This window comes from Paractinoplanes bogorensis (assembly GCF_018829635.1).
Classification (GTDB): Bacteria; Actinomycetota; Actinomycetes; order Mycobacteriales; family Micromonosporaceae; genus Actinoplanes; species Actinoplanes bogorensis.
This window is the reverse complement of the sequence record NZ_JAHKKG010000012.1, coordinates 118,803-132,152: the sequence shown is the minus strand read 5'-3', so window position 1 is coordinate 132,152 and position 13,350 is coordinate 118,803. Positions and strand designations below refer to the sequence as shown.

Here is a 13,350-nt window from a genome sequence, read left to right as displayed (position 1 = left end):
CCCCGGCCGCGGCCTCGGACGTCAGTCGGTTTTTCTGCTCACCTTGAGCACGCGGAAGCCCTTCTGGCTGGCCATCCGCTCCACTTCCCAGCCGCCGTCGACGAGCCAGGTGTGCAGCGAGTCACCGCCGAGATGCCGGTTGATCACCAGCCAGGCCACCCCGTCCGGCGCGAGCCGGGGCAGCCACCGCTCGAGGATGCCGTGCAGCTCGCTCTTGCCGACGTGGGTCGGCGGGTTGCTCCAGATCTGGTCGAAGGTGACATCGGACGGCACCTCGTCGGGCGCGGCCACGGTCATGGCCAGCCCGAGCGTCGTCGCGTTGAGCGCGGTCAGCTCCCGGGCCCGCGAGTTCACGTCGACGGCGTAGACGGTCGCGCCCGCCGCCTCGGCGGCCAGCACGCAGGCGATCGGCCCGTAGCCACAGCCCAGGTCGAGAAAGGTGCCGCCGGCCGTGGGCAGGTCGCCCTTGCGCAGCAGCACGGCCGTGCCGGGGTCGAGCCGGCCCGCGCTGAACACACCGGCGGCGACGGTCAGCCGGTAGTTCCGGCCCGCGACGCTGAACTCGATCTCGCCGCGTTTGTCGGGCGCGGCCGGCTCGGCGCTGAAGTAATGATCGGCGGTCACGGGGTCCAGTTTGCCGCCGTTCAACGCGTGAGCGCGCACGGGGGTGCCGCACACCATGTGCGTTCATTGATCACGGTCCGCTTCTAGCGTGGTCGCCATGCGGTTCGGCACCCCTACTCGAGCAGCCCACCGCGCGACCACCGAAGGCGCCCTCCTCCTGGTCCGCGGCATCGGATCGGGCGGACAGCATCGGCCGCCGCCGGCGCCACCCCTGCCGCGGCAACGGAAACCTCCGGGCCGACGGCGTGCGGCTCCGGTTCCGGCGATCACCGTCGAGCCGCAGCGGGCCGCGCAGTGGCTCACCCAGGGCCTGGCCGGGGTCATCATCCTCGGTCTGGCCCTGATGATCGGCTTTCTGGTGATGGCGGCCGACCGGCGCCCCGAGGAGTCGCTGGCCCCGGCCGCGCCCGACTCGGTGGCCCCGACGGAGGCGCCGGGGCTGGCCGAGGTCTTCCCGGAAAGTGACGTACTGCGACCGACAGGTGCCACGGGGACCTATCGGATCGACGTGCGGCACTTCTCCCAGGACTGCCGCGACGCTGCCACCGGCGAACTGGGGGCGGTGCTGGCCGGGCACGGGTGCCGCGAGGTCGTCCGGGCCGGGCTGACCTCGCCCTACGACCGCTATCGGGTCACCGCCGGGCTGTTCACGCTGTCCGACGCGGCCGGGGCGGCGCAGGTCGACGACCTCGTACGCGGGCTGGTGGTCGGTGGGACGGGCGGGTTCTCCACGCTTCCCGAAGGCCACGGCGGTGACCCGGCTACGGGGTCGGTCGGGTGGCACGTACGGGGAAACTTCCTGCTCTACTGCGTGATCACCCGGCCCGACGGTGCGTTGGTGCCCGACGACGACCCGTACGCGAAGAGGATCACCGCCGAGATCGTGGACGACTACCTCGGCGCGTCGGTCCTGGGCCGCCGGGCGGCTCCCCCACAGCCGCCCGGCGCCCTTCTCTAAGCCCTGAGGCGCCTTGTCGCCTCGGCCCGCGCGGCGTACGAATCCTCGTCCGGGTAGCCGACCGCGATCAGCGTGAGCCCGTGCGCCGGGGCCACAGTGACCTCACTGGAGCGTTCCGTACGCGTGAGCAACGTCGACGGCCAGCCCGGGTCCCGCCGCCCGTCCCCCACCGCCAGCAGCGCCCCGACCAGGCTGCGCACCATCGACTGGCAGAACGCGTCGGCCTGCACGGTAGCCACGACCACGCCGTCCGGGTCGCGTCGCCAGTCGAGCCGGGTGATCGCCCGCACCGTGGTCGCGTGTTCCTTGCGCTTGCAGTACGCGGCGTAGTCGTGCTCCCCGGTCAGCCCGGCCGAGGCGACGTCGAGCCGGCCCAGGTCGAGCGGCCGCACCCAGCCGATCGTGTCGTGGCGACGCAGTGGCTCGGGCCCCCACATCGTGTCGGCCACCCGGTATTCGTAGCGCCGGAAGGTGGCCGAGAACCGCGCGTCGAAAGTCGCCGGCACCTGCGTGATCGCCCGCACCCGCGCGTCCGGCGGCATCAGCGCGGCCAGCCTCCGGAGCAAAGAGGATCCGATTTCCCCGTACGCATCCACGGGCAGATCGATATGGCACACCTGACCCGTGGCGTGCACCCCGGCGTCCGTACGCCCGGCGACCGTCAGCCCGAGCGGAGTGTCCACCCCGACCAGCCGCCCGAGCGCCTCCACCAGCACGCCCGCCACCGTCCGGCGTCCGGGCTGGACCGCCCACCCGGAGAAGTCGGCACCGTCGTACGAGACGTCGAGTCTCAGGCGGATCGTTTCCGTCATCCCGCAGCTCCCTGACATGAAGAAACCCGGCACCCCATCGGGGTGCCGGGCCTCTTACGTGGCACTCAGGCCTTGGCGTCGTCGCCCTCGGCCTTGTCGCCGGAGGCGCTCACCGGCGGCTCGGCGTCCTGGTCGGCGACCGTGTCGGAGGCGGTGGCGTTCGAGTCGGCGGCGGCGGGCGCCTCGTCCTCGCGGGCCAGAGCCTCGACCTTGTCCTGCTGCGCGGTGGCCTTGCGGGCCGCCTTCTTGGCCGGGGCGGTGGTCGCCGCGACCTGCAGCTCCTCGACCAGCTCGATGACGGCCATGGGAGCGGCGTCACCCTTGCGCGGGCCGGTCTTGGTGATGCGGGTGTAGCCACCCGGCCGGTTGCCGTAACGCGGAGCGATCTGCTCGAACAGGGCGTACACGACGTCCTTGTCCTTCACCGTGGCCAGCACGCGGCGACGGTTGTGCAGGTCGCCACGCTTCGCCTTGGTGATGAGCTGCTCAGCCAGGGGGCGCAGCCGGCGCGCCTTGGCCTCGGTGGTCTTGATCTTCCCGTGCCGGAAAAGCTCGGTGGCCAGGTTGGCCAGGATGAGCTTCTCGTGCGCCGGGCTGCCGCCGAGGCGGGCTCCCTTGGTGGGCGTGGGCATTCCAAATGCTCCTTGTAAAAGGCGGGGCCGGGGGGCTGCTTAGAGCTGCTCGGTCTCGCGGTAGTCGTCGGTGTCGTAATCCACGTCGCCGAACGAGTCCACGACGTGCGCGGGGTCGAAGGACGGCGCGCTGTCCTTGAGGCCCAGCCCCATTCCGGCGAGCTTCATCTTGACCTCGTCGATGCTCTTCTGACCGAAATTCCTTATATCCAGAAGGTCGGCCTCCGTCCGCCCGATGAGTTCACCAACGCTGTTGATGCCCTCACGCTTGAGACAGTTGTACGACCGGACGGTCAGGTCCAGCTCCTCGATCGGCAGCGCCAGGTCGGCCGCGAGCTGCGCGTCCTGCGGCGACGGGCCGATGTCGATGCCCTCGGCGGTCTCGTCCAGTTCCCGGCACAGGCCGAACAGCTCGACCAGGGTCGAGCCGGCCGAGGCCAGCGCGGTACGCGGCGAGATGGACGCCTTGGACTCGACGTCGATGATCAGGCGGTCGAAGTCGGTGCGCTGCTCGACACGGGTCGCCTCGACGCGGTAGGTCACCTTCATGACCGGCGAGTAGATCGAGTCGACCGGGATGCGGCCGATCTCGGCGCCGGCGCTCTTGTTCTGCGCCGCCGTGACGTAGCCACGGCCCCGCTCGACGGTGAGCTCCATGTCGAGCCGGCCCTTGCTGTTCAGCGTGGCCAGCTTGAGGTCGGGGTTGTGCACGGAGACACCGGCCGGGGGCTGGATGTCGCCGGCGGTGACGTCGCCGGGGCCCTGCTTGCGCAGGTACATGCTGACCGGCTCGTCGTGCTCGGAGCTGACGGTGAGCTCCTTGACGTTCATGACCAGCTCGACCACGTCCTCCTTGACACCGGGGATCGTGGTGAACTCGTGCAGGACGCCGTCGATCTTGATGCTGGTGACCGCCGCGCCCGGGATGGACGACAGCAGAGTCCGCCGCAGCGAGTTGCCGAGGGTGTAACCGAAGCCCGGCTCCAGAGGCTCGATGGTGAACCGGGAGCGGGTCTCGCTGATCGACTCCTCGGAGAGGGTCGGCCGCTGGCTGATGAGCACGCGTTTCTTCTTTCTGTCAGGCCACCCACTATTTGATGGCCGTCCGATGATGCAGCCCGGCGCCGGCCATGACGGCCGGCACCGGGCAGAGCGCTACTTGGAGTAGAGCTCGACGATCAGCTGCTCCTGGACCTGGGTGTCGATGACACCGCGGGCCGGGAGCGAGTGAACGAGAACCTTCATCTCGCTCGGGATCGGCTCGAGCCACGCCGGCACGGCCCGCTGGCCGGCCTGAGCCTGGGCGACGACGAAGGGGGTCATCTCCTTCGACTTCTCCCGCGTGGTCACGATGTCGTGCTCCTTGACGCGGTACGACGGGATGTCGACCTTCACGCCGTTGACCAGGAAGTGGCCGTGCTTGACCAGCTGCCGGGCCATGTCCCGGGACTGGGCGAGCCCAGCGCGGTACACGACGTTGTCGAGACGCGACTCGAGGATCTGCAGCAGCACCTCACCGGTCTTGCCGGGCTTGGTGACAGCCTCCTCGTAGTAACCGCGGAACTGCTTCTCGAGCACGCCGTAGACGCGGCGGGCCTTCTGCTTCTCGCGGTGCTGGAGCAGGTACTCGGTCTCCTTGGTCCGGCCCCGGCCGTGCTGGCCGGGCGGGAAGGGACGCGACTCGAACGGGCACTTCGGCCCGTCGCACTTGCTGCCCTTGAGGAACAGCTTCATCTTTTCGCGGCGGCAGCGCTTGCAGTCCGCACCTGTGTAACGAGCCATCTCTATCTCTCTCTCAGACCCGGCGGCGCTTCGGCGGACGGCAGCCGTTGTGCGGCTGGGGCGTGACGTCGCTGATCTGCCCGACCTCGAGGCCGGCGGCCTGAAGCGAACGGATCGCGGTCTCACGGCCGGAGCCGGGACCCTTGACGAACACGTCGACCTTGCGCATGCCGTGCTCCATCGCCCGGCGCGCGGCGGCCTCGGCGGCCAGCTGCGCGGCGAACGGGGTCGACTTGCGCGAGCCCTTGAAGCCCACCTGGCCGGACGAGGCCCAGGAGATGACCGCACCGGTCGGGTCGGTGATCGACACGATGGTGTTGTTGAAGGTGCTCTTGATGTGCGCCTGCCCGTGGGCGACGTTCTTGCGTTCCTTGCGCCGGACCTTCTTGACTGCGGCCCCTGCGCGTGCCTTCGGTGGCATAAGTCAGTGCGCTCCTATTACTTCCGACCCGGCTTCTTCTTACCAGCGACCGTGCGCTTCGGACCCTTGCGCGTACGCGCGTTGGTCCGGGTGCGCTGACCCCGCACGGGGAGACCCCGGCGGTGACGGATGCCGGCGTAGCAGCCGATCTCGACCTTGCGGCGAATGTCCGCGGCGACCTCGCGGCGCAGGTCACCCTCAACCTTGAAATTGCCCTCGATGTAGTCGCGGAGCTGAACCAGCTCCTCGTCCGTGAGGTCCTTGGCGCGCTTGTTCAGGTCAATCGCGGTGGCGGTCAGTGCCTCGACGGCACGGGTGCGACCGATCCCGTAGACATAGGTGAGCGCGATCTCCATCCGCTTCTCGCGGGGAAGATCGACGCCGACGAGTCGTGCCATAAGTGGGCGTACTCCTCAGAATCGTTCGGAGGTCTGTGCCCCTCCCATCCCGTCTGCCCGGACGGGCCCCGGCCTCCGCGCCGGGGGAAAGCCACTCACGTGGCTGGGACGAGCTTTTTCGCTTGCCGGATCTGGCAGCTGTACCGGGGACTCAGCCCTGGCGCTGCTTGTGGCGCGCGTCGGTCTTGCAGATGACCATGACGCGGCCGTGCCGCCGGATGACCCGGCAGTTGTTGCAGATCCGCTTGACGCTCGGCTTGACCTTCACGGTTTGCCTTAACTCTCAGTCGGACGGGAACTAATCTCCCCGCACCCGTATCCGTTACTTGTAGCGGTAGACGATTCGCCCACGGGTGAGGTCGTACGGCGAGAGCTCGACGACGACTCTGTCCTCGGGAAGGATGCGGATGTAGTGCTGCCGCATCTTGCCGGAGATGTGTGCAAGGACTCTGTGACCATTGGCGAGCTCAACGCGGAACATAGCGTTCGGCAGGGGCTCGATCACGCGGCCCTCGATCTCGATGGCTCCGTCTTTCTTAGGCATGTCCTCCGCTACCTGACATTGGGGTTCGGGGCTGGCAATGCAGCGTTCAACCCGAGCACCTTGTGGGAACTCAGACCAGCCGCGGCACCCGCCGCCTTCGAAGCGCTGAAGACATGCGGGAGTGGACGCTGCGCGCCAGCTAGCCAGTGTACGCGCGCCGCACGGGCCACGCCAAACCGAGGTCGCCCTGACCTGGAGTCGGGTGTGTCGCCCCCGCTAAAAACGGACAAGAAACATTATTTCACCCTTGCGTGTCCGGTCGCCGGGGCTTCGGCGCCAGATCGCCCCGCGAGATCGCCTCGGCGATGAACGCCTTGCGCTGCTCCTTGGACGGATTGGCCGACAGCTCCCCGGCCGCGATGGCCCGCCGGTAGAGTTCCTTGCGCTCCTGCTTGTGCGTCCGCAACCGGCGCCGGTGCTCGGACTCCTCGGCATAGCGACGGGGCTTGCCGTGGGCCAGGCCGTCGATGGTCTGGAACACCAGGACCACGCCGTACGGCCCGATCACCCAGACCGGCCAGTAGAAGAGTGGCTCGCCGCTCGCGATCGAGGCGATGCCCCAGATCAGCGTGAAGAAGGCGGCCATCCGGGCCCACGTGCCCCAGACGTGCCCGAGCCAGGCCCGGGTGGCGTTGTCCTCGACTGCCACCGGGGCCGGGGCCGGGGTGGCCGGCACCAGCGGGGCCGCGTTGGGCAGGTCGGTCAGCAGCCGGTCGAGATCGGCGTACGTCTTGGCCGAGTAGGCCTCCTGGACGCGCTGGTCGTACTCGGTGAGGTCAAGCCGGCCCTCGGTCAGGGCGGCCTGCAGCTGTTCGGCGACCTGGCGACGATCCTCGTCGGCGGCCCTCATCTGCTCCCGGCCCATGTTCTCCATCGTGACAGCCCTCATCCAGTACGGGCCGGCTCAGCGCCCGCGCCCGCCGAAGCGCTGCCCGAAGAAGCCCAGGACCAGGGGGATCAGCATCCAGACGGGCCACGGGTAGATCCAATGACCGGAGGCCAGCATGGTGAAGAGCCAGATCAGCACGCAGACGACCACGACGCCCCCGTAGCCACCCACCCAGGGCGGCCGGCGGACGGCGGCGGGGCCGGCCGCGGCGGCCGGAGGTGGTGGCGCGGCGGCGGGCTGGACCTGGGAGTGCTGCACGGGCACCGTGCCGGGCAGGTCGTCGAGCAGCCCGTCGAGGTCGCCGAAGGTCTTGGCGGCATACGTCCGCTGCAGGCGTTCGTCGTACTCGTGCAGGTCGAGACGACCCTCGTCGAGCGCTGACTTCAACTGTTCGGCGACGGCCTTGCGGTCACCGTCGCCCGCTCGCATCTCTTCCCGGCCCATGCGTCCCAGCATGCCCGAGAGAATCACCCATCGGTAGTCAGGGCTGGCGTGCGGTGACCAGATCGCCCAGCCGGGCCCGGCCGCCGTCGACCGCGGTCGTCACCCAGACCCCGTCGTCGAGCAGGCACATCGTGTGCTCGACGTGGGCCGCGATCGAGTTGTCGCGGGTCACCACGGTCCAGCCGTCGGACAGCTCGGCCGTCCGGGGCGAGCCGAGCGTGATCATCGGTTCGATCGCCAGGCACAGGCCGGGCTCGAGGCGCGGGCCCTTGCCCGGCTTGCCGTGGTTGAGCACGTGCGGGTCCTGGTGCATCTCGGTGCCGATGCCGTGCCCGCCGTAGCCGTCGACGATGCCGTAGCGGCCCGCCTTACGGATCGCCTTTTCGACGTTGAACGAGATATCGGTGAGCCGGCCCCGGCCGTTGGCCGCACCGCGCGCCGCAGCCGCGATCCCGGCCCACATGGCGTCCTCGGCCACCTCGGCCATCTTGAGCAGAGCGGGGTCGGTCGGGCCGACGCCGACGGTGATCGCCGAGTCGCCGTGCCAGCCGTCCAGGATCGCGCCGCAGTCCAGCGAGATCAGGTCGCCCTCGCTGAGCACCTGCTCGGTGCTCGGGATGCCGTGGACCACCTGCTCGTTGACCGACGCGCAGATCGACGCCGGGAAGCCGTGGTAGCCCTTGAACGACGGGACCGCCCCCGCGTCGCGGATGACCTTCTCGGCGATCGCGTCGAGGTCACCGGTCGAGACGCCGGGGGCCACCGCATCCCGCATCGCGTCGAGCGCGGCGGCGACCACCAGGCCGGCGCCGCGCATCTTCTCGATCTGCTCGGGCGTCTTCAGCTGAATATCCAGCTGCTGGCGGCGCACGTCAGCCCCCGTAGGACCGCAGGGCGTCGATGGCGCGCACCGTTACGTCCTCGACCGGTCCGGTCGCGTCGATCCCCACCAGCTTGTTCTGAGCGCCGTAGAAGTCGACCAGCGGCGCCGTCTTGTCGGTGTATTCCACCAGGCGGTTGGCGATCGTCTCGGCCTTGTCGTCGTCCCGCTGGAACAGCTCCGACCCACAGCGGTCGCAGATGTTCTCCTTGGTCGTCGGGTCGAACTCGACGTGCCAGATCTTGCCGCAACCGCGGCAGGTCCGGCGGCCCGAGAGCCGCCGGATGACCTCGTCGTCGTCGACCACGAGCTCCATCACCAGGTCGAGCGCCGTGCCCAGGTCGGCCAGGAGCTTGTCCAGGGCCGAGGCCTGGGGCACGGTGCGCGGGAAACCGTCGAGCAGGAAGCCGTCACCGGCGTCGGGCTCGGCCAGACGATCGCGAACCATGTTGATGGTCACCTCGTCCGGCACGAGGTTGCCGGCGTCCATGTACCGCTTGGCTTCCAGACCCAGGGGCGTGCCCTGGGAGACGTTGGCCCGGAAGATGTCACCGGTCGAGATCTTAGGTACGGCCAGATGGGCAGCGATGAACTCAGCCTGGGTCCCCTTGCCGGCCCCCGGAGGGCCCACCAGTACCAGCCGCACCTACATCGCCTCGCTTCGGTGAGAACGAGCCACGCTTACCGCTGACGCAAGAGCCCCCCGGCCCCGCGTCCCCACTACCGGAGGAACCCTTCGTAGTTGCGCTGCATCAGCTGGCTCTCGATCTGCTTCACCGTCTCCAGACCCACACCCACCATGATCAGCACCGCGGTACCGCCGAACGGGAAGTTCTGGTACTGCTGCTGGTTCAGCCAGATGAAGAAGAAGTTCGGCAGGACCGAGATCAGACCAAGGTACAGCGCACCCGGCAGCGTGATCCGGCTGAGGATGAAGTCCAGGTAGTCGGCGGTCGGCTTGCCCGGGCGGATACCCGGCACGAAACCACCGTACTTCTTCATGTTGTCCGCGACCTCGGTCGGGTTGAACGTGATCGAGACGTAGAAGTACGTGAAGAAGATGATCAGGAGGAAGTAGACCCCGATGTACAGCTCGCTCGTGGGGTCGGCCAGCCAGCGCTGGATCCAGATCTGGTAGCCCTTGAGGTTGTTCGGGTCGAAGAACTGCAGGTACAGCTGCGGCAGGTACAGCAGCGACGACGCGAAGATGACCGGGACGACACCCGCCTGGTTGACCTTGAGCGGGATGTAGGTGGACGTGCCGCCGTACATCCGGCGGCCGATCATGCGCTTGGCGTACTGCACGGGGATGCGCCGCTGCGCCTGCTCGATGAAGACGACCAGACCAATGATGACCAGCACCAGGACGATGACCAGAACGAACTTGCCGACGCCGCTCGACTCCTTGATCGACCAGCCCTCGCCGGGGAGGCGGGCGGCGATCGAGGTGAAGATCAGGACGGACATGCCGTTGCCGACGCCGCGGTCGGTGATGAGCTCGCCGAGCCACATCACCATGCCGGTGCCGGCGGTCATGGTCAGCACCAGGACCGAGAGGGTCAGCCACATCGGCAGCCCGGTGTTCTCCGGGATGATCTGCAGGGTGGCGTTGTTCTGGTCGCAGGCGTTGCCGAAGAGCTGGCCGGTCCGCGCCAGGGCGACGAACGCCGAGGACTGCAGGACGGCGAGGCCGAGCGTGAGGTAACGCGTGTACTGCGTGATCTTCGCTTGGCCGGACTGGCCCTCCTTGCGAAGCTGCTCGAGGCGGGGAATGACCACGGTCAGCAGCTGCAGGATGATGGATGCCGTGATGTACGGCATGATGCCCAGCGCGAACACCGACAGCTGGAGCAGCGCGCCACCTGAGAACAGGTTCAGCAGGTTGAGCACGCCACTGCCGGAGTCTGAAGAGTTCACGATGTCAATGCATCGCTGCACGTTGGTGTAGGAGACACCTGGGCTGGGCAAGGTGGCGCCAAGCCGGTACAGCGCAATGATGAAAACCGTGAACAGCAGTTTCTTGCGCAGGTCAGGCGTCCGGAACGCACTGGTAAAGGCGGAGAGCAACTTCTTCCTCCTGCGCGAGGTTACCGCCGAAAACGGCGGATGGGGGAAGGCATCGGTCCGGACGACCGATATCCCTAGCTGGGAACGGACTCTAACAGTCTTGCCGGAGCGCGGTGTGTCACGGTAGCCGTCACCGCGCGTAGGCATTTGACCGGCCGAGGAAATGCCAGGTCAGACGCCACAAAGGGGATGCTGCCCGAGCGACGCGTTTGGCAACGCCCGGGCAGACACCCCCACAAGCCTCACAGCTCGGTGGTCGAACCACCAGCAGCAGCGATCTTCTCCTTGGCCGACTCACTGAACGCGTGCGCGCTGATGGTCAGCGTCACGCCGCCCAGCTCACCGGAGCCGAGGACCTTCACCGGCTGGTTCTTGCGAACCGCGCCGGCCTCGAACAGCTCGTCCGGTCCGACCTGGCCGCCGTTCGGGAACAGCTCGGCCAGGCGGTCCAGGTTGACGACCTGGAAGACGACCTTGTTGCGGGGCCGGTTCTTGAGCCCCTTGATCTTCGGCAGACGCATGTGGATGGGCATCTGCCCACCCTCGAACGCCGCCGGGGTGTTCTTCCGAGCGCCGGTGCCCTTGGTACCACGGCCGGCGGTCTTGCCCTTGGAGCCCTCACCGCGACCGACACGGGTCTTCGCGGTCTTGGCGCCGGGCGCCGGGCGCAGGTGGTGGACCTTGATCGCCATTACTCGACCTCCTCAACGTCTACGAGGTGGTTCACGGCGAAGATCATGCCCCGAATCTCGGGACGGTCCTCCTTGACCACCACATCGTTGATCCGCTTCAGGCCGAGCGACCGCAGGGAGTCCCGCTGGTTCTGCTTGCGGCCGATCTCGGACCGGATCTGGGTGACCTTCAAACGGGCCATCAGTGCACCGCCGCTTCCGCACGCGCCGCCAGCATCGCTGCGGGCGCCACGTCCTCGACCGGGAGGCCACGACGCGACGCGACCTGCTCCGGCGACTCGAGGCCCTTCAGAGCGGCCACAGTCGCGTGCACGATGTTGATCGGGTTCGACGAGCCGAGGCTCTTCGACAGGATGTCGTGGATACCCGCGCACTCGAGCACGGCGCGCACCGGGCCACCGGCGATAACACCGGTACCAGCCGACGCCGGCTTGAGGAGCACGACACCCGCGGCGGCTTCACCGGTGATCGGGTGCGGGATCGTGGCGCCGATCCGCGGAACCTTGAAGAAGTGCTTCTTGGCCTCCTCGACGCCCTTGGCGATGGCCGCGGGCACCTCCTTGGCCTTTCCGTAGCCGATGCCGACGGTGCCGTCGCCGTCGCCCACGATCACCAGAGCGGTGAAGCTGAAGCGACGACCACCCTTGACGACCTTGGCGACACGGTTGATCGCGACGACCCGCTCGAGATGCGGGGTCTTGTCGACGGGCGCGTTACCGCGGCCGCCCTCACGGCGGTTGTCCCGGCGGTTGCCACCCTCGGTGTTACCGCCGGACCCGCCGCCTCGGCGCTGCTGACCAGGCATTGGTCAATTCCTCCTAGAACTCGAGTCCGGCTTCGCGAGCGGCATCCGCAAGCGAGGCGATCCGCCCCGCGTACTTGTTGCCACCGCGGTCGAAGACGACCTTGGACACGCCCGCGGCCTTGGCCCGGTCGGCGAGCAGAGCACCGACCTTGCCGGCCAGAGCGCTCTTGTCGCCCTCGGTGCCCCGCAGGGAGGCGTCGAGGGTCGAGGCCGAGGCCAGCGTGTGGCCCTTGAGGTCGTCGATGATCTGCGCGGTGATGTGCCGCGAAGAACGCGTGACGACCAGGCGGGGACGCTCGGCGGTACCGCGGAGGTTCCGACGGACCCGGAAGTGCCGACGCGCCTTTCCGACAGCCCGCTTGGCAGCGGCACCCGCGCCGTTGCGGCGCTTGAGCAGCGTGGCGGTCACTTCTTACCTGCCTTTCCGGCCTTACGGCGGATGACCTCGCCCTGGTACTTGACGCCCTTGCCCTTGTAGGGCTCCGGCGGGCGGATCTTCCGGATGTTGGCGGCGACCTCGCCGACCAGCTGCTTGTCGATGCCCGCGACCGTGAACTGGGTCGGCTTCTCGACCGAGAACGTGATACCGGCCGGCGGCACGATGTTGACCGGGTGCGAGAAGCCGAGGGCGAACTCGAGGTCCTTGCCCTTGGCCGTGACCCGGTAACCGGTGCCGTTGATCTCCAGGGTCTTCTTGTACCCCTCGGTGACGCCGACGATCATGTTGGCGACCAGGGTACGGGAGAGGCCGTGGAGTTCCTTGGCCTTGCGCTCGTCGTTGGGGCGGTTGACGTGCAGCTCGGCACCCTCTTGCTCGACCGTGATCGGCTCCGAGACGGTGTGCGAGAGCTCGCCCTTGGGGCCTTTGACCTTGACGGTCTGGCCGGTGATGGTGACATCGACGCCGGCCGGGACCGGGATCGACTTACGTCCGATTCGCGACATGGTTTCTCAGTCTCCAGTTACCAGACGAAGGCGAGGACTTCCCCGCCAACGCTCCGCTTGCGGGCCTGCCGGTCGGTCAGCAGTCCCTGGGACGTCGAAATGATCGCGACGCCCAGGCCACCGAGCACCCTGGGGAGCTCGTCGGACTTGGCGTACACCCGGAGGCCGGGCTTGGAAACGCGCTTGATGCCGGCGAGGCTGCGCTCGCGGTTCTGGCCGTACTTGAGCTCAACGACCAGACGCTTGCCGACAGCGCCTTCCTCGGGCTCCTCAGCCGTCCAGGAGGCGATGTAACCCTCGGCCTTGAGGACCTCGGCGATGTTCGCCTTGATCTTCGAGAAGGGCATGGTCACCTTGTCGTGGTACGCCTGGTTGGCGTTACGCAGACGCGTCAGCATGTCTGCGATCGGGTCCGTCATCGTCATGGGTGTTCGTCAACCTTTCTCGCCGGGGTTCC

General features: G+C 68.1%; 21 protein-coding genes. 1 reads left to right on the top strand and 20 read right to left on the bottom strand.

The window, feature by feature from the left end; translation table 11 throughout:
- Positions 1-21 precede the first annotated feature (21 nt).
- Complete coding sequence (locus tag KOI35_RS34690; RefSeq protein ID WP_215792912.1) at positions 22-624, bottom strand: class I SAM-dependent methyltransferase; 603 nt, start codon at positions 622-624, stop codon at positions 22-24.
- Positions 625-721: 97 nt separating this feature from the next.
- Between KOI35_RS34690 and KOI35_RS34685 the strand changes: the two genes are divergently transcribed.
- On the top strand, positions 722-1,582 hold the full coding sequence (locus KOI35_RS34685; protein ID WP_215792911.1) for a hypothetical protein: 861 nt from the start codon (positions 722-724) through the stop codon (positions 1,580-1,582).
- Here KOI35_RS34685 and truA read toward each other — a convergent pair.
- The 19 genes from truA to rpsH form a co-directional block, all read right to left on the bottom strand.
- Positions 1,579-2,394 (bottom strand): tRNA pseudouridine(38-40) synthase TruA, encoded by an 816-nt coding sequence (gene truA, locus KOI35_RS34680; RefSeq protein WP_215792910.1) that lies wholly within the window; start codon positions 2,392-2,394, stop codon positions 1,579-1,581. The genes KOI35_RS34685 and truA overlap by 4 nt on opposite strands.
- Before the next feature lie 65 nt (positions 2,395-2,459).
- A complete protein-coding gene (gene rplQ, locus KOI35_RS34675) occupies positions 2,460-3,026 on the bottom strand; it encodes a 50S ribosomal protein L17 (RefSeq protein ID WP_215792909.1) in 567 nt (188 codons plus the stop codon).
- Positions 3,027-3,065: 39 nt separating this feature from the next.
- Positions 3,066-4,088, bottom strand: a complete 1,023-nt coding sequence (locus KOI35_RS34670; RefSeq protein ID WP_097322755.1) for a DNA-directed RNA polymerase subunit alpha — start codon at positions 4,086-4,088, stop codon at positions 3,066-3,068.
- 93 nt (positions 4,089-4,181) lie between these two features.
- On the bottom strand, positions 4,182-4,808 hold the full coding sequence (rpsD, locus tag KOI35_RS34665) for a 30S ribosomal protein S4 (RefSeq protein WP_215792908.1): 627 nt from the start codon (positions 4,806-4,808) through the stop codon (positions 4,182-4,184).
- 13 nt (positions 4,809-4,821) lie between these two features.
- Positions 4,822-5,229, bottom strand: a complete 408-nt coding sequence (rpsK, locus tag KOI35_RS34660) for a 30S ribosomal protein S11 (RefSeq protein WP_014440747.1) — start codon at positions 5,227-5,229, stop codon at positions 4,822-4,824.
- Between the two features lie 17 nt (positions 5,230-5,246).
- Positions 5,247-5,627: a 30S ribosomal protein S13 gene (rpsM, locus tag KOI35_RS34655; protein WP_215792907.1), complete on the bottom strand. Its 381-nt coding sequence runs from the start codon at positions 5,625-5,627 to the stop codon at positions 5,247-5,249.
- Positions 5,628-5,778: 151 nt separating this feature from the next.
- Positions 5,779-5,895, bottom strand: a complete 117-nt coding sequence (gene rpmJ, locus KOI35_RS34650) for a 50S ribosomal protein L36 (RefSeq protein ID WP_015619018.1) — start codon at positions 5,893-5,895, stop codon at positions 5,779-5,781.
- A gap of 54 nt (positions 5,896-5,949) precedes the next feature.
- Positions 5,950-6,171, bottom strand: a complete 222-nt coding sequence (infA, locus tag KOI35_RS34645; protein ID WP_018347787.1) for a translation initiation factor IF-1 — start codon at positions 6,169-6,171, stop codon at positions 5,950-5,952.
- Between the two features lie 241 nt (positions 6,172-6,412).
- Complete coding sequence (locus tag KOI35_RS34640; protein ID WP_246614243.1) at positions 6,413-7,036, bottom strand: DUF1707 SHOCT-like domain-containing protein; 624 nt, start codon at positions 7,034-7,036, stop codon at positions 6,413-6,415.
- A gap of 39 nt (positions 7,037-7,075) precedes the next feature.
- Complete coding sequence (locus KOI35_RS34635; RefSeq protein WP_246614242.1) at positions 7,076-7,516, bottom strand: DUF1707 SHOCT-like domain-containing protein; 441 nt, start codon at positions 7,514-7,516, stop codon at positions 7,076-7,078.
- 25 nt (positions 7,517-7,541) lie between these two features.
- Complete coding sequence (gene map, locus KOI35_RS34630; RefSeq protein WP_215792906.1) at positions 7,542-8,375, bottom strand: type I methionyl aminopeptidase; 834 nt, start codon at positions 8,373-8,375, stop codon at positions 7,542-7,544.
- 1 nt (position 8,376) lies between these two features.
- The gene (locus KOI35_RS34625) at positions 8,377-9,030 is read right to left on the bottom strand and encodes an adenylate kinase (protein ID WP_215792905.1); all 654 of its coding nucleotides are present in this window, start codon (positions 9,028-9,030) and stop codon (positions 8,377-8,379) included.
- A gap of 74 nt (positions 9,031-9,104) precedes the next feature.
- A complete protein-coding gene (gene secY / locus KOI35_RS34620; RefSeq protein ID WP_215793104.1) occupies positions 9,105-10,451 on the bottom strand; it encodes a preprotein translocase subunit SecY in 1,347 nt (448 codons plus the stop codon).
- Between the two features lie 242 nt (positions 10,452-10,693).
- A complete protein-coding gene (gene rplO, locus KOI35_RS34615; RefSeq protein WP_215792904.1) occupies positions 10,694-11,143 on the bottom strand; it encodes a 50S ribosomal protein L15 in 450 nt (149 codons plus the stop codon).
- The gene (gene rpmD, locus KOI35_RS34610; protein WP_215792903.1) at positions 11,143-11,325 is read right to left on the bottom strand and encodes a 50S ribosomal protein L30; all 183 of its coding nucleotides are present in this window, start codon (positions 11,323-11,325) and stop codon (positions 11,143-11,145) included. Before rpmD ends, rplO begins: the two co-directional genes overlap by 1 nt.
- Positions 11,325-11,948 (bottom strand): 30S ribosomal protein S5, encoded by a 624-nt coding sequence (gene rpsE, locus KOI35_RS34605; RefSeq protein WP_202993662.1) that lies wholly within the window; start codon positions 11,946-11,948, stop codon positions 11,325-11,327. The genes rpmD and rpsE overlap by 1 nt, the downstream gene beginning before the upstream one ends.
- A 13-nt stretch (positions 11,949-11,961) precedes the next feature.
- The gene (gene rplR / locus KOI35_RS34600) at positions 11,962-12,357 is read right to left on the bottom strand and encodes a 50S ribosomal protein L18 (RefSeq protein WP_438870644.1); all 396 of its coding nucleotides are present in this window, start codon (positions 12,355-12,357) and stop codon (positions 11,962-11,964) included.
- Positions 12,354-12,893: a 50S ribosomal protein L6 gene (gene rplF, locus KOI35_RS34595; RefSeq protein WP_215792902.1), complete on the bottom strand. Its 540-nt coding sequence runs from the start codon at positions 12,891-12,893 to the stop codon at positions 12,354-12,356. Before rplF ends, rplR begins: the two co-directional genes overlap by 4 nt.
- 17 nt (positions 12,894-12,910) lie before the next feature.
- A complete protein-coding gene (rpsH, locus tag KOI35_RS34590) occupies positions 12,911-13,318 on the bottom strand; it encodes a 30S ribosomal protein S8 (RefSeq protein WP_133873217.1) in 408 nt (135 codons plus the stop codon).
- Positions 13,319-13,350: the final 32 nt, after the last annotated feature.

Bases quoted from the DNA above. Each gene is read 5' to 3' on its own strand.
- KOI35_RS34685 (WP_215792911.1), top strand. From the start codon at position 722: ATGCGGTTCGGCACCCCTACTCGAGCAGCCCACCGCGCGACCACCGAA.
- truA (WP_215792910.1), bottom strand. From the start codon at position 2,394: ATGACGGAAACGATCCGCCTGAGACTCGACGTCTCGTACGACGGTGCC.
- rplQ (WP_215792909.1), bottom strand. From the start codon at position 3,026: ATGCCCACGCCCACCAAGGGAGCCCGCCTCGGCGGCAGCCCGGCGCAC.
- rpsD (WP_215792908.1), bottom strand. From the start codon at position 4,808: ATGGCTCGTTACACAGGTGCGGACTGCAAGCGCTGCCGCCGCGAAAAG.
- rpsK (WP_014440747.1), bottom strand. From the start codon at position 5,229: ATGCCACCGAAGGCACGCGCAGGGGCCGCAGTCAAGAAGGTCCGGCGC.
- rpsM (WP_215792907.1), bottom strand. From the start codon at position 5,627: ATGGCACGACTCGTCGGCGTCGATCTTCCCCGCGAGAAGCGGATGGAG.
- infA (WP_018347787.1), bottom strand. From the start codon at position 6,171: ATGCCTAAGAAAGACGGAGCCATCGAGATCGAGGGCCGCGTGATCGAG.
- KOI35_RS34640 (WP_246614243.1), bottom strand. From the start codon at position 7,036: ATGGGCCGGGAGCAGATGAGGGCCGCCGACGAGGATCGTCGCCAGGTC.
- KOI35_RS34635 (WP_246614242.1), bottom strand. From the start codon at position 7,516: ATGCTGGGACGCATGGGCCGGGAAGAGATGCGAGCGGGCGACGGTGAC.
- rplO (WP_215792904.1), bottom strand. From the start codon at position 11,143: ATGGCGATCAAGGTCCACCACCTGCGCCCGGCGCCCGGCGCCAAGACC.
- rpmD (WP_215792903.1), bottom strand. From the start codon at position 11,325: ATGGCCCGTTTGAAGGTCACCCAGATCCGGTCCGAGATCGGCCGCAAG.
- rpsE (WP_202993662.1), bottom strand. From the start codon at position 11,948: ATGCCTGGTCAGCAGCGCCGAGGCGGCGGGTCCGGCGGTAACACCGAG.
- rplF (WP_215792902.1), bottom strand. From the start codon at position 12,893: ATGTCGCGAATCGGACGTAAGTCGATCCCGGTCCCGGCCGGCGTCGAT.
- rpsH (WP_133873217.1), bottom strand. From the start codon at position 13,318: ATGACGATGACGGACCCGATCGCAGACATGCTGACGCGTCTGCGTAAC.